Source organism: Bradyrhizobium sp. CB82, assembly GCF_029714405.1.
Classification (GTDB): Bacteria; Pseudomonadota; Alphaproteobacteria; order Rhizobiales; family Xanthobacteraceae; genus Bradyrhizobium.
In genome coordinates, this window is the sequence record NZ_CP121650.1 from 5795872 (window position 1) to 5809797 (window position 13926).

The window sequence follows — 13926 nt, forward strand, 5'->3', positions numbered from 1 at the left end:
TCAAATTGTGTGGCCGACGGCCAGTTGCAGCACATTGTGCTCGCTGAACTGGCTGCGATCAAGGAAACCCGAGATCGCCCCTTCGTGCATCACCGCGATGCGGTCGCTCACCCCGATCACCTCCTCCATGTCGCTGGAGATCATCAGGACCGCGACGCCCGCATCGGTCAGGCGGCGTAACATGTCGTAGATCTCCTGCTTGGCGCCCACGTCGATACCGCGCGTCGGCTCGTCGAAGATCAAGACCTTCGGCCGCATCGACAACCATTTTGCGAGCACGACCTTCTGCTGGTTACCGCCGGACAAGGAGCCGACGGCGGTTTCGACGTCGGGCGCACGGATCTTGAGGCGCTCGCGCTGGCGTCGGGCGTTCTCGGTCTCTCGCGCGGTGTTCACGAGCCAGAGGCGCAGGTAGGACGACAAATCCGGCAGCGAGATGTTTTCGGCGATCGAGACGTCGAGCAGGAGACCCGAACTCTTGCGGTCCTCCGGGACCAGGTAAATACCGTGCTCGATCGCGGCGCGCGGGCTGGCGATCCGGATCGGCGCACCGTCGAGCCTGATCGCGCCGCCGCGCAAGGGATCGACGCCGAAGATGGCCCGCGCCAGCTCCGTGCGCCCTGAGCCGACCAGGCCGGCAAGCCCCAAAATCTCGCCGCGACGCACCGACAGGCTGACAGTGCGCTCCGGATAGGTGTCGGTGACGGCTTCGACGATGTCGAGCACGGCCTCGCCGGGAGGAGCTGCCGGCGGAACATACAGCGATTTGAGGTCGCGCCCGATCATCAGTCGGATCATCGCCGCCGGCGAGAGCTCGGCGCGGGTCAGCGCGCCGACCATGCGCCCATCGCGCAGCACAACCGCGCGATCGGCACATTGCATCACCTCGTTGAGGCGGTGCGTGATGAAGATGATGCTGACGCCGTCGGCCTTGAGCCCCTCGATGACCCGCATCAGGCGGTCCGTCTCGGTCAAGGTCAAGCTCGAGGTCGGCTCGTCCATGATGACGAGGCGCGCGTCGAGCGAGAGCGCCTTCATGATCTCGGCGAGCTGGCGCTGGGCGAGTGACAATTCGGCGAGCGGCGCGCCGGGTTCGAAATCGGCGCCGAGCCGTTCGAGCAACGGACGTACCTTCGCATAGAGTGCCTTGCGGTCGATCAGCCGCAACGGCCCGCTATGCACAGGCTCGCGCCCGATGAAGACATTGCCGGCAACATCGAGATTATCGAAGAGGTTGAGTTCCTGGTGAACGAAGGCGATACCGGCCTGGATCGCCTCCGTCACGCTGAGCGAACCCCGCTCGACGCCGTCGACCCGGATGAGGCCGCCGCTCGGCTCGACCACGCCGCCGAGCACGCGCATCAGGGTCGACTTGCCGGCGCCGTTCTCGCCGATCAGCGCGATCACCTCGCCCGGCGCGACCTTGAGGTCGACGTGGTCGAGGGCGACCACGCCGGGATAGGTCTTGCTGATGTCGACCAGTTCGAGGAACGGCTCAGGCATTGGCGGCTGCGAGCAGCGCTGACACCCCTACTTCTTGAGCATTGCTTTCATCGACGCCATGAAGTCGTCGACATTCGCCTTGTCGATGACCTTGCCGGGAACGATGATGATGCCGTTCGCCGGGATGCCCGACTTGTCGCCGCCGATATAGCTGGCCATCAGCTTCATGCCCTGATAGCCCCACTCGAACGGCTGCTGCACGACAGTTCCGACGATACTGCCTTCCTTGACGCCGCCGAGCGTGATCGGATCCTCGTCGAAGCCGATGATCTTGATCTTGTCGAGCTTGCCGGCCTCCTTGAGCACCTCGTAGATGCGCGGCGTGTTGTAGGAATAGAAGCCGACCAGGCAGCTCACGTCGGGCATGGCGGCGAGGATATCCTCGACGTTGCGCTTGGCGCGCGTCTGATCGATTTCGTCGCCGCGGACGTCGACGAGCTCGACCTTCGAGCCCTTGATCGTCTCCTTCACACCCTCGATGCGCTCGCGGGCGTTGTCGGCGCCGGGCAGACCGACGAAACCGACGCACTTGCCGCCGTTCGGCAGCGCCTTCAGCATCAGCTTGCCGGCTTCCTTGCCGAGATCGGTGTTCGACGAGCCGATATAGGCGACGCGCTTCGAGGCCGGCGCATCGCTGTCGGTGGTGAACAGCACTGTTTGCGAGGCGACCTTGTTCAATTGCTCGGTCTGGTTCTTCGGATCGACGGCGCTGACCATGATGCCGGCGGCACCCGCCGCGACGAGGTCGTCCATCACGCGCTGCTGCACGGCGGCTGCGGCCTGTTCCGGATATTTGAACTGAAGCTCGTAATTGGGCAGTTCGCCCTGCGCCTTCTTCACGCCGGCTTCGGCGATCTTCCAGAAGTCGGACGCGCCGTTGACGACGAAGGCCAAAACCTTCTTGTCCGCCGCATTGGCCGAACCGAGACCCAACGCGACCGCGAACGCAACGGACACACCTGCAACCAAGAGACGCTGCATATACCCCTCCCTTTTAAGCGGTTGGCCGTCGATCGCGGCCGACTCTTCATGGCATTGAGCAAACGCCCCGTTTTCTCGCCCACCCAAGCAACGAAGCCCCGCTCCGGGATCAAGGAGATCGCGGCGCCGCCGACTTCAGCCTGCAGGAAGAAAAATGAGGCACGCACCTCAAACGTACCAGAAACCCGCCGGGCGTGCAACCGAGGGCCCGGCTCCCTTCGATCGGGCCAGGCAAATCAGCGCTGCCGATCGACGAAGCCTATGCGCCGATTTACGCCTCTATCGGGCGCTCGACGTTCTTGCTGCTCGCCATGCTCGCATTGGCCGTTCCGGCGGCGTTCCTGCTCAGCCGGCGCATGACTGTCCCCATCCAGATGCTGACGCAGGGCGCAAAGCGGATCGGCAGCGGCGATCTCTCCCTGCGGCTTGCCATCAAGACCAATGACGAGCTGGAGGCGCTCGGCGACCAGTTCAACGTGATGGCCGCTCACTTACGCGAGTCCTACGCGACGCTGGAGCGCAAGGTTGCCGAACGTACGGCCGAGCTCGAAAAGGCCCGCGATCATGCGCTCGCCGAGCACGATGCCGCCGAACGCGCGCGCAGCGCCGCCGTGCAGGCCAACGAGTCCAAGTCGCGCTTCCTGGCCGTCGTCAGCCATGAGCTGCGCACACCGCTCATCCGCTCCGAAGAGAGGCACGCGACAGCGCCGGAGTCCCGGCGGCCCAAAAAGAGGCCCGCCAACCAGGGCGGCAGGATTTTTAAGGGAGGAAGCGCCCTGACAAGGGAGCACTATGCAATCTCGGTGATTCGATTGGAAACAGTAAGATCGTATAACTACTGTCATCTGCGTCTTGCCTTGCTGCTAGCCGAGCCGGCCGCAGGACCATCGCGACAGCCACGCAGGCCGGATCGGTTCCGCGGGCTCAACAGGGGATTTTCATGAGTTTTTCCAGCGTGTTCGCGCGCGTCGTCGCGCTGATTGGCGGAGCTGCGCTCGTCTGGCGGCGGATGTCGGAGACCCAGCCACAACCGGCCTGGGGCGGCGCGCCCCAGATTCCGGAAGCCAAGCCCCAAGGCGCCATCCCGACGCTGAAGATGCCGACCGCGCGGGGCTGGCGCAATGGCGAGGAGCCGGTCGCCGCGCCCGGACTGAAGGTCAACGCGTTCGCGACCGGGCTGGACCACCCGCGCTGGATCAACGTGATGCCGAATGGCGACGTGCTGATCGCCGAGGCAACGCAGATCGCGGGCGCGCCGAGGAGCGTGTTTCACTACGCGATGCAGGCAACGATGCGACGCGCCGCGGCCCTCGGCATCAGCGCCAACCGCATCACGCGGCTGCGCGATGCGGACGGCGACGGCGTCGCCGAGCAGCGCGGGACGTTCGTGGAAGGACTGAGCCAGCCGTTCGGCATGGCGCTGATCGGCGACACCTTCTATGTCGGCAACACCGACGGCGTGGTCGCATTCCCCTATGTCGCTGGCGCGGAAAGCATCAAGGCTTCGGGACGCAAGCTCGTCGCTTTCAAGCCGGACGGACACTGGACCCGTAGCCTGCTGCCGAGCGCGGACGGCAAGAAACTGTATGCGGGCGTCGGCTCGCTGAGCAACATCGCCGAGATGGGCATGGAGGTCGAGGAAGGGCGCGCCGCGGTCTACGAGCTCGATCTCGTGAACGGCACGAGCCGCATCTTCGCCGGCGGCCTGCGCAATCCCGTCGGCCTTGCCTTCGAGCCGAACACGGGCGTGCTCTGGACCGTCGTCAACGAGCGCGACGGGCTCGGTGACGAGACGCCGCCCGACTACCTGACCTCGGTGCGCGATGGCGGCTTCTACGGCTGGCCCTATTGCTACTGGGGCCAGACGGTCGACGACCGCGTGCCGCAGGATGCCGCGATGGTGGCAAAGGCGATCACGCCGGACTATGCGCTCGGCGGACACACGGCCTCGCTCGGCCTCTGCTGGATGCCGGCCGGCAGCCTGCCCGGCTTCCCCGACGGCATGGTGATCGGCCAGCACGGCTCCTGGAACCGCTCGACGCTGAGCGGCTACAAGGTGGTGTTCGTGCCGTTCGAGAACGGCAAACCCTCTGGTCCTGCGCGAGACATCCTGTCCGGATTCCTCGCGCCCGACGAGAAGGAGTCCTACGGCCGTCCGGTCGGCGTCGCGCTCGGGCCTGACGGCTCGCTGCTGGTGGCCGACGACGTCGGCAACGTCATCTGGCGCGTGACCGGCGCGTAAGCGCGCTCACGTCCCGATGCTGAGCGTGGCGCGCTGCTTGCGCAACAAGGCGATCACGGACAATGCCGTGATCATGCCGGTCTTCGGGTTCTCGGAGGGGATGTTCTCGATTCCCATCGAGAAGCGCGCGGAATCGGCCTCCACCTCGATGCGGTGGACGTTGCGCGTCACCGTCGGATCCGCCCAGATCTCAACGATGGTGCGATCGGGGCCGATGCCCGCCAGCGACAGCGCGACCGCGACGTTGAGATTGGCTGGAAAGCCCTTGGCCGCTTCGCGCGCGGTGCCCGCGAACAGCATGAGCGGCTCGCGCAAATTGTCGATGTCGATGCCGTTCTGCACGATGAACGGCGCGCCCTTCAGTCCGTCGATCGGCTTGCGCGTGACCATCTTGACGGAATGGATGGTGCCGACGGCTGCCGCGTTCACCGCGTCCAGCCCGATCAGCGCGCCGGTCGGCACGATGATGCGGCCGCCATGGGCCTTGGCGAGATCGATGAGGTCGGAATTGTCCAAAAGCGCGCCGACGCTGACGACGACCGCCGCCTTCCCTCGCCTCAGCACGGGTTCGACGATACTCCGCAGCACACCGCTCGGCGCACATTCGACGACGATGTCAGCCGCCTCGGAAAGCTGTTCGATCGGCAGTATGGCCGGCGAATGGCGCAGGCCGCTCAGGAAGCTGCGATGCCTGTCCGGCTCGCGCGCCGCGATCGCCGACAGCACAAGGCCCTCGAGGCCGCGATCGAGCTCAGCTGCGATCTTGGCGCCGATCGAGCCCAATCCCGCGATCGCGACCCGCAAATCCTTCTGATGGTCGGCCATGCGCAACACCTCCGCCTAGGCTCTTCATAGCTCAGGCGTTTCGTGCGCGCAAAGCCGCCTCACCAGCGGCAGTTCTCACTGCTCGAAAGTGCGGACGCCGTGGATGCCCGCATCGGTGCGGATCATGCGGCCCTTTTTGCCGTCGGAGCTGACAAAAATGTCCCGATGCGCGGTGCCGCCGGGCTGGCCGTCCATGACCATCGCGCCGCTGCAATCCGCGTTGATGGTGTACGTACCCTGGAGATTCTCCTGCGCCGGGCTGTTCGTCTGACGTTCGAGGTCTGCTTGCCCGAAAACGTGCCGCTGCCGTCAAAAAAGGCGAGCCCCGCAACCTCTGGTCCGCAATGCATCGGCCCGTCGAATTTCTGCGCGAGATAGAGATTGATCGCCATCGATTCCCAAAGCACGAGATCGCCATCGACGAGCGTCGGGATCCGTGCATTCGGATTGAGCCGGAGATAGTCCGGCGTTTGCAGGTCATCGGCACGGGTGCTCCTCTCGATCAGCTCATAGGGCTGCCCGATCTCCTCGAGCATCCAAAGACAGCGCGTGGCGCGCGATCTGGTATTTCCATAGAGCTGCAGCATGTTGGCCTCCGGCAATGGACTGAACGCAGCTTGTACGAGCGCGATCGACCATATCCGAAATGACGTGGAAGGCGTAAGCTCCCTGTGGGCCAGTCCGATCGGGCCGTAATCGCGAGCTGGAGGATCACATGCCAGAGAGCGTGATGTATCACGACGGAAATCGGCAGTTGCAGGACCGGTTCGACAGCCGGCGGATTTCGGACCGGCTGGAGGAGAAGCTCACGCGCGGGGAGTTTTCCGAAGACGACAAGCTGTTCATCGAGAGCCTACCCTATTTCTTCCTGGCGACGGCGGATGCGAAGGGGCGGCCGGATTGCTCGTTCAAGGGCGGTCCGCCCGGCTTCATGCGCGTGACCGGGCCGTCAGAGATTGCTTTTCCGGACTATGACGGCAACGGCATGTTCAAGAGTCTCGGCAACATCGTCGTCAATGCCGATGTCGGCCTGCTCTTCATCGCCATGCACGGCAAGCCGCAGCGCCTGCGCGTCAACGGCACGGCGAAAGTCAGCGACTCCGATCCGCTGCTGGCCGAAACCGTCGGCGCGCAGCTCATCGTTCGGGTTACCGCGCGCGCGATCTTCCCGAACTGTCCGCGCTACATTCCGACGATGCAACTCGCCGAGCCCTCGATCTATACGCCGCAGGCCGGATGCGCCGCGCCCGAGCCGAAGTGGAAGGACTTTGCCGACTTCAAGGATGTTGTGCATCCGCGCCAGCCGACGTTCAAAGGCTGACGAAGGGCGACGACGGCCGGCTCGAACCCGGCCGTCACGACATGAAGCCTTATGCGCTAAATCGACCCGCGGTGCCTACTCCCAGGACCAGGCCGAGAAATCGTTCTCGAACTGCGGGACTTCCTTCCAGACGCCCTTGAGCTTCTTGTTGACGATGGTGGGCCATTGCGGCTGGAACAGGAATCCGGCGACGGCGTCCGTTGCCAACATGCGCTGGGCATCGCCGAGCAGTTTGGCACGGCCGGCTTCATCCGGCGTCGTCACGATCTGCTTGTAGAGCGCGTTGAACGCTTCGTTGTTGTAGCCGAGGTAATAGTCGGGCTCGGTCAGCTTGACGAGGTCGAACGGTTCGACATGGGAGACGATGGTGAGGTCGAAATTGTGCGGGCCGTTGGGAGCAAACACCTGCGACAGCCACTGTGCCCATTCGACGTTCTCGATCTTGGCGGTGATGCCGACCTTGGCGAGCTGGGCCGCGAGAATCTCGCCGCCCTGCCGCGCATAGGGCGTCGGCGGCAGCTTCAGGCTGATTTCGAGCGGCGAGGTGACGCCAGCTTCCGCCAGCAGCTTCTTCGCCTTTCCGGGATCGAAAGGATTGATGCCGGTGGTGTCGATGTAACCGAGCGAACCCGGCGTGTAGAAGCTGCCGATCGGCGTGCCGAAACCCTCGACGGCGCCGTCAATCATCGCCTTGCGATCGATCGCGGCGAGGATCGCGCGACGAACACGGACGTCGTCAAGCGGCTTCTTCTTCTCATTGATGGCGACGATGGTCTTGGCCTTGGAGCCGCCAACCAGCACCGTGAAGCGCGGATCGCCCTTGAACTGAGCGACGCCGCGGGGCGTGACGCGCGGAAACGCATCGACGTCACCGGATAGCAGGGCTGCAATTTGCGCCGCGGGATCGCCGATGAAGCGGATCGTCACCTTGGACAGCTTGATCGCAGAGGCGTTGCGATAGTCGGCCCATTTGTTGAGCGTGATCGAGGAGCCCTTGACCCAGGCGCCGAGCTGGTACGGCCCGGTGCCGACCGGCTGGGTCACGTTGGTCGGCGCGCTCTTCGGCTCGACGATCGAGGCGCTCGCCTGCCCGAGCAGGAACGGCAGGTTCGGCTCGGAATATTTCAGCGCGATGACGATCGTGTCGGCATCGGGCGCCGTCACGGACTCGAAGCTCTGGAACAGGCTCTTGTCCTTATTGGTGCTGTTCGCCGCCGCATTGCGCTCGAACGAAAACTTCACCGCCGCGGAATCGAACGGCTCGCCATTGTGGAATTTGACGCCCTTGCGCAGCTTGAACGTATAGGTCTTCAGGTCAGGCGACGCCGTCCAGCTCTCGGCGAGCAGGGGCGACACAGAGCCGTCCTCGTTGATCTTGGTCAGCGTCTCGTAGATGTTGTAGAGCGTGACTTCGCCAATCGCCGATGCAGCCGCGTTGGTGGGATCGAGCCCCGGCGGCTCCAGCGTCATACCCATGACGACGCTATCCTTCTTGCTCTGCGCCAGAGCCGGCATCGACGCCGCGGCAAAAGCGGCAGTCAGCGCGACGATGGTAAGCTTCTTGAACATGTCTTTCTTCTCCGCGGCCATTCACCCGACCAATCTACGCCACTCCGCGGTCCCGTGCTAACCCGGTTCCGCGGCCACGGCCGGCAGCGCCATGACCTCCTCGGCCTTGTGGCAGGCCGCAAGATGTGCCTCTCCAACCCTGCGTAGCGCAGGGGCGGCCTCGCGGCAATGCTGGTCGGCCAGCGGACATCGCGAAACGTAGGGACATCCGGTCGCAGCTGATGACTGCGAGGCGATCGCCTGCGCGCCGCGGCGGCGGCGCACACGCCCGGCGCGAGCGCGCGGCACGGCCTCCAGCAGCGCGCGCGTGTAGGGATGGGCGCAATGCGCGAACAGGTCCTCCGGTCCGCCCTGCTCGACGATCCGGCCGAGATACATTACCGCGACCTCGTCGCAGAGATAGTCCACGACCGCGAGGTCATGGCTGATCAGGACGTAGCTCAGGCCGAACTGCTCCTGAAGGTCTTGCATCAGGTTCAAGACCTGCGCCTGCACGGAGACGTCGAGCGCGGACACCGGTTCGTCGGCGACGATCAGTTTCGGTTGGGTGATCAGCGCGCGCGCGATCGCTATGCGCTGACGCTGACCGCCCGAGAACTCATGCGGATATTTGTCCATGTCCGCATCGCGCAGGCCGACCTGCCGCAGCACCGCAGAGACCCGCGCACGCAGCGTCGCGCGATCGGTGCGCTCCAGTGCCGTGAGCGGCTCGGCGACGATGCGCGCGATCGTCTGGCGCGGATCGAGCGATCCGTACGGATCCTGGAACACCATCTGAAAATCGCGGCGCACGCGGCGGAGCTCATCGGCGGGCAATTGATTGAGGTCGCGGCCGAGCAGCTCCACCCGCCCCGACGTCGGCCGCTCCAGCGCCATCACCACGCGGGCAAAGGTCGACTTGCCCGAGCCGGATTCGCCGACCACGCCGAGACTCTTCCCCGCCTCGATCCGCGCGCTGACGCCGTTGAGCGCCAGCACATGGCCCGGCGGACGAAACAGGCTTTCGCGCGGCAACGCGTAGCGCTGCACGAGGTCGCTCACGTCAAGGAGCGGTTGCGCGGTGGCGGTCATGCGGACACCGCCCCGACGCGTTCTGCCAGCGACACATCCGTCCTGATGCAGCGCACGCCATGGCCGTGTCCGATCTCCACCATCGGTGGAAGCGCGGCGCGACAGCGATCGATCACGAGCGGGCAGCGATCGGCAAACATACAGCCGGACGGCAGATCGGCGAGCTCGGGCACCGTGCCGGCGATGGTCTTCAGCCGCGTCCCCTTCCGCGCGCCGAGTTGCGGCCGGGCGCGGAACAGGCCCTGCGTGTAGGGATGGCCCATACGGCGGAACACCTCGTCGGTCGGTCCGTTCTCGACCACGGTGCCGCCATACATCACCATCATGCGCTCGACGTTCTCGGCGATGACGCCGAGATCGTGCGAGATCAAAATCATCGACAGGCCCCGCTCCTCGACGAGATCGGCGATGAGGTCGAGGATCTGCCCCTGGATGGTAACGTCCAGCGCGGTGGTCGGCTCGTCCGCGATCAGCAGGTCGGGCTCACAGGCGAGCGCCATGGCGATGGTGACGCGCTGGCGCTGGCCGCCGGAGAATTGGTGCGGATAGGCATCGACGCGCTTGGCCGCATCCGGGAGCCCGACGCGGTCGAGCAGGGCGATCGCCTCGGCGCGCGCCCGGCTTGCGGGGTAATTCTTGTGGCGCCGAAGCGGCTCGGCAATCTGATGCCCGATCGTGTGCATCGGATTGAGCGCGGTCATCGGCTCCTGGAAGATCATGCTGATGCGGTTGCCGCGCAGCCTGCAGTAATCCGCATCGGAGAGTTTGATGAGCTCGCGGCCGTCCAGGCGGACGCTGCCGCTGAGGACGGCGCTATCAGGCAAAAGGCCCATCAGCGCCAGCGCAGTGATCGATTTTCCGCAGCCGGATTCGCCGACCAGCCCCAGCGTCTCGCCGCGCTTCAGCGAGAAACTCACGCCGCGAACCGCCTGCGCCGGGCCACGGCTGGTGTTGAGACGGACGCTGAGATTGTCGACGTCGATCAGCGGCGCATTTGCGGGATCGCCCATCGTCACCGCTCCCGCGCCAGTCTCGGATCGAGCAGATCGCGCAATCCGTCGCCGAGGAGATTGAGGCCGAGCACGGCGACCGCGATCGCCGCCCCCGGATAGACCGCAAGCATCGGCGACTGGAACAGCAGCGTCTGCGCGTCGTTCAGCATGCGGCCCCAGGACGGCTGCGGCGGCTGCGTGCCGAGCCCCAGATACGATAGCGCGGCTTCGGCCAGGATCGCGAGCGCGAACTGGATCGTCGCCTGCACGATCAGGATCGACAGGATGTTGGGCAGCACATGCTCGACGGTGATGCGAAAAGCCCCCTTCCCCGACGCGCGCGCCGCCAGCACGAACTCGCGCGCCCAGATCGCGTTGGCCGAACCGCGGGTGACGCGAACGAAGATCGGGATCTGGAAGATGCCGATCGCGGTGATCGAGGTCAGCATGCCGGGACCGACCACCGCGGCGAGCATGATTGCCGACAGCACGGCGGGAAAGGCAAAGGTGAAATCGCTCATGCGCATGATGAGCTCTTCCGTCCAGCCTTTTCGCGCAGCCGCGAGCAAGCCCAAGCATACCCCGAAGGTGAGGCCGATGCCGACCGCGATGATGCCGACCAGGATGGTCGAGCGCGCACCGACCAGCAGCAGCGAGACGATGTCGCGGCCGAAGGAGTCGGTGCCGAGCCAGTGTGAAAACGACGGCGGCTTGAGCTTCGAGGCGATATCGATGTCGTAAGCCGACCAGGGCGTCCACACCAGCGAAAGCAGCGCCGAGCCGATCACCAGGCAAACCAGCGCGCTGCCGAGCACGAAACTGCGATGACGCAGCGCGCGGCGCCAGAATCCCGTCGCGGGCCGCGACGGCGCTGATGTCGTCGGCAGGCCGACGGCGGCGGTCAGCGGGTCGCTCACAGGTCATGCACCTTGATGCGGGGATCGATGAAGGCATAGAGCACATCGACCACGAAATTGACGATGACGACCATGCCCGCCAGCAGCATCACGCAATTGCGCACCACGATCAGGTCGCGATTGGCAATCGACTGGAAGATCAGCCGGCCCAGGCCAGGCAGATATAAAGACGTTCTCGATCACGATGGTGCCGGCGAGCAGATTGGCGAATTGCAGGCCCATCACGGTCATCACGGGAATCATCGCGTTGCGCAACACGTGGCTCCAGAGCACCTCGCGCTTGCCGAGCCCCTTGGCCCGCGCGGTGCGGACGAAATCTTCGCGCAGGACTTCCAGCACCGCCGAGCGCGTGACGCGCGCGAGGATCGCGGCCTGCACCACGGCGAGCGAGATCGCCGGCAGCAGCAGCGACTTGACGCCCGGCCAGATGCCATCGTCCCAGCCGGCGAAGCCGCCGGCCGAAAGCCATTGCAGCTTCACCGAGAACAGCAGGATCAGCAGAATGGCGAACCAGAAGTTCGGCAGTGCGATGCCGACCTGGGTCAGCGACATCACGCCGACATCGCCGAGCCTGTTGTGGTTGGCGGCAGTGTAGATGCCGGCGGCGAGCGCGAGCGTCACCGTGATCGCCATGGACATGATCGCGAGCGGAATGGTCAGCACCAGCCGCTCCGCGATCAGGCCGGCGACGGGCGTGCCGTAGACATAGCTGTTGCCGAGGTCGCCCACCGCCATGCCCTTGACCCATTGCAGATAGCGCAGCGTCAGCGGCTGATCGAGGCCGAGCTTGATGGTCAGAGCCCGCACCGCATCCGGCGAAGCATCCGCGCCCATCAGCATCTGCGCGGCGTTGCCGGGAAGCGCGTCCAGCACCAGGAAAATAATCAGGGACGCGCCGACCAGCGTCGCCAGCAAGGTCACAAGCCGTCGCAGGACAAATACGCTCATGTGCTCTCGGGTTCAGGGCTCACGGTGTCAGGCTTCCCTTCCCTTGGCACGATCAACATGTCCCGGCGCCGGACGCAAGCCCCTTGCTGCATGTGCCCGACCTCAGCCGGGCCAGCGGGACAAGAGATCGTGCGAGGCCTCGAACAGCGCGCTCACACGCAACAGCTCGGCATCACCGCGGAATCGGCCGACGAGCTGAAGGCCGATCGGCAGACCGTCCCGGCCGAATCCGCATGGCAGGCTGATCGCAGGGTGGCCGGTCATGTTGAACAGCATGGTCCAGGGGAACCAGTGCGGCCGGACGCTGTCAAAACTCCTGCCGTCGATCTCGATGGTGCCGAACAGGTCCTGGTCGATCGGCAATGCCGTCCGGGTCAGGGTTGGCATGGCCAGGAGATGGCCCCGCGCGAGCAGCGATTGCACGCGGCGGAATAACGCCGTGCGTGCGAACATCGCCTCCTGGTAGTCGACGCCGCTCACCTTCGTGGCGAGCGCGAGCTGCTTGAGAAAGGCCTCGCTCAACTCGTCCTTGTGGTCGGCCGCGAGCTTGGAGAAACGCGTCCGCCAGACGGTGTGGTTGATCGCGCGCCAGATCGGCTCGATGTCGAACCCTTCGCCGGAGAACTCTTCGAGCTCCGCGCCGAGACCCGCCAGCCGCTCGAGGCTTGCCTTGAAGGCACTGGCGACATCGGCCGAGACCGGCCGCCCGGGCGGCGACAGGCAATACATGACCTTCTGTCCGCGCAGATCGCCGCGCGACGCGGCCGTGTCGATGAAATCGGGCGCGGGAATGCCAATCGACCAGGGATCGCAGGCATCTTCTCCCGCCATGACCTGCATCATCAACGCGGTGTCGCTGACGGTACGCGTGGTCGGCGTGACATAGGTCTGGTTGCCGAAGGCATCCTGCGCCTGGCTATGTGGGATCACGCCGTTGCTTTGCTTCAGGCCGACGACGCCGTTGCAGGCGGCGGGAATCCGGGTCGAGCCGCCGCCATCGGTCGCAATCGCCAGCGGCGCGATGCCGCTCGCAACTGCCACCGCCGCGCCGCCGCTGGAGCCGCCGGAGGAGCGCTCGGCGCTCCAGGCGTTGCGGGTGCGACCAAACAGCGGCGAGTCGGTCAGGCATTTCGATCCGAATTCCGGCGTCGTGGTCTTGCCGATCAGGATCGCACCATGGGCGCGCAGCCGCGCCACGGCAACGGCATCCTCGCCGGGCACGTTGTCCCTGTAGGGAACGGCGCCGAAGGTGGTTTTCACCCCTTTGGTGTTGACGATGTCCTTGATGGTAACGGGAATGCCGTGAAGCAGGCCGGGCGGCTCGCCCGCCATCACCTGGCGTTCCGCCTCGCGCGCCTGGGCAAGCGCTTCGTCGCCGCACAGCGTGATGAAACAGTTCAGCTTCGGTTGCAATCCTTCGGCGCGGGCAAGCACCGCACGCGTCACCTCGACCGGAGATAGCTCCTTGCGCCCAATGCGCGCGCGGAGTTCTGCGGCCGACAGAAAACAGAGGTCTTCGCTCATGGGAGGCACATTCGCATCAAGGCGACGCGGAAC

At 65.3% G+C, this 13926-nt stretch carries 11 protein-coding genes and 2 pseudogenes; 3 read left to right on the forward strand and 10 right to left on the reverse strand.

Translation table 11 applies throughout. The features are described 5' to 3' along the window. Nucleotides 1-1503 carry a sugar ABC transporter ATP-binding protein gene (locus QA640_RS28290; RefSeq protein WP_283036158.1) on the reverse strand — a complete coding sequence of 501 codons (1503 nt, stop codon included), beginning with the start codon at nt 1501-1503 and terminating at the stop codon, nt 1-3. Nucleotides 1504-1530: 27 nt separating this feature from the next. After that, entirely contained in the window at nt 1531-2484 is a 954-nt protein-coding gene (locus QA640_RS28295) for a sugar-binding protein (RefSeq protein WP_283036159.1), read from the reverse strand. 242 nt (nt 2485-2726) lie between these two features. Here QA640_RS28295 and QA640_RS28300 point away from each other — a divergent pair. Together QA640_RS28300 and QA640_RS28305 are read left to right on the forward strand one after the other, a co-directional pair. Then, a pseudogene (locus QA640_RS28300) lies at nt 2727-3161 on the forward strand (HAMP domain-containing protein); the annotation flags it as partial. A gap of 263 nt (nt 3162-3424) precedes the next feature. Continuing rightward, a complete protein-coding gene (locus tag QA640_RS28305) occupies nt 3425-4726 on the forward strand; it encodes a sorbosone dehydrogenase family protein (RefSeq protein ID WP_283036160.1) in 1302 nt (433 codons plus the stop codon). Nucleotides 4727-4732: 6 nt separating this feature from the next. Here the strand turns inward: QA640_RS28305 and QA640_RS28310 are convergent, their stop codons facing one another. Both QA640_RS28310 and QA640_RS28315 read right to left on the reverse strand, forming a co-directional pair. After that, nucleotides 4733-5551: an aspartate dehydrogenase gene (locus tag QA640_RS28310; protein WP_283036161.1), complete on the reverse strand. Its 819-nt coding sequence runs from the start codon at nt 5549-5551 to the stop codon at nt 4733-4735. A gap of 122 nt (nt 5552-5673) precedes the next feature. Further along, nucleotides 5674-6138: a glutathione S-transferase N-terminal domain-containing protein gene (locus QA640_RS28315; RefSeq protein ID WP_283036162.1), complete on the reverse strand. Its 465-nt coding sequence runs from the start codon at nt 6136-6138 to the stop codon at nt 5674-5676. A 128-nt stretch (nt 6139-6266) separates the two neighbouring features. On the opposite strand from QA640_RS28315, the gene QA640_RS28320 reads away from it, so the two are divergent. Then, complete coding sequence (locus tag QA640_RS28320) at nt 6267-6872, forward strand: pyridoxamine 5'-phosphate oxidase family protein (RefSeq protein ID WP_283036163.1); 606 nt, start codon at nt 6267-6269, stop codon at nt 6870-6872. A 75-nt stretch (nt 6873-6947) separates the two neighbouring features. Here QA640_RS28320 and QA640_RS28325 read toward each other — a convergent pair whose 3' ends face one another. From QA640_RS28325 to QA640_RS28350, 6 genes and pseudogenes are all read right to left on the reverse strand, one after another. Then, nucleotides 6948-8441, reverse strand: coding sequence for an ABC transporter substrate-binding protein (locus QA640_RS28325; RefSeq protein WP_283036164.1), 1494 nt, complete (start codon nt 8439-8441; stop codon nt 6948-6950). Nucleotides 8442-8498: 57 nt separating this feature from the next. Beyond that, a complete protein-coding gene (locus tag QA640_RS28330; protein ID WP_283036165.1) occupies nt 8499-9512 on the reverse strand; it encodes an oligopeptide/dipeptide ABC transporter ATP-binding protein in 1014 nt (337 codons plus the stop codon). Further along, entirely contained in the window at nt 9509-10522 is a 1014-nt protein-coding gene (locus tag QA640_RS28335) for an ABC transporter ATP-binding protein (protein ID WP_283036166.1), read from the reverse strand. Before QA640_RS28335 ends, QA640_RS28330 begins: the two co-directional genes overlap by 4 nt. Before the next feature lie 2 nt (nt 10523-10524). Then, the gene (locus QA640_RS28340; protein ID WP_283042914.1) at nt 10525-11409 is read right to left on the reverse strand and encodes an ABC transporter permease; all 885 of its coding nucleotides are present in this window, start codon (nt 11407-11409) and stop codon (nt 10525-10527) included. 8 nt (nt 11410-11417) lie between these two features. Continuing rightward, nucleotides 11418-12369: pseudogene (locus tag QA640_RS28345) on the reverse strand (ABC transporter permease). 102 nt (nt 12370-12471) lie between these two features. Further along, nucleotides 12472-13893, reverse strand: a complete 1422-nt coding sequence (locus QA640_RS28350; RefSeq protein ID WP_283036167.1) for an amidase — start codon at nt 13891-13893, stop codon at nt 12472-12474. Nucleotides 13894-13926 lie beyond the last annotated feature (33 nt).

Bases quoted from the DNA above. Each gene is read 5' to 3' on its own strand.
- QA640_RS28290 (WP_283036158.1), bottom strand. From the start codon at position 1,503: ATGCCTGAGCCGTTCCTCGAACTGGTCGACATCAGCAAGACCTATCCC.
- QA640_RS28295 (WP_283036159.1), bottom strand. From the start codon at position 2,484: ATGCAGCGTCTCTTGGTTGCAGGTGTGTCCGTTGCGTTCGCGGTCGCG.
- QA640_RS28305 (WP_283036160.1), top strand. From the start codon at position 3,425: ATGAGTTTTTCCAGCGTGTTCGCGCGCGTCGTCGCGCTGATTGGCGGA.
- QA640_RS28310 (WP_283036161.1), bottom strand. From the start codon at position 5,551: ATGGCCGACCATCAGAAGGATTTGCGGGTCGCGATCGCGGGATTGGGC.
- QA640_RS28315 (WP_283036162.1), bottom strand. From the start codon at position 6,138: ATGCTGCAGCTCTATGGAAATACCAGATCGCGCGCCACGCGCTGTCTT.
- QA640_RS28320 (WP_283036163.1), top strand. From the start codon at position 6,267: ATGCCAGAGAGCGTGATGTATCACGACGGAAATCGGCAGTTGCAGGAC.
- QA640_RS28325 (WP_283036164.1), bottom strand. From the start codon at position 8,441: ATGTTCAAGAAGCTTACCATCGTCGCGCTGACTGCCGCTTTTGCCGCG.
- QA640_RS28330 (WP_283036165.1), bottom strand. From the start codon at position 9,512: ATGACCGCCACCGCGCAACCGCTCCTTGACGTGAGCGACCTCGTGCAG.
- QA640_RS28335 (WP_283036166.1), bottom strand. From the start codon at position 10,522: ATGGGCGATCCCGCAAATGCGCCGCTGATCGACGTCGACAATCTCAGC.
- QA640_RS28350 (WP_283036167.1), bottom strand. From the start codon at position 13,893: ATGAGCGAAGACCTCTGTTTTCTGTCGGCCGCAGAACTCCGCGCGCGC.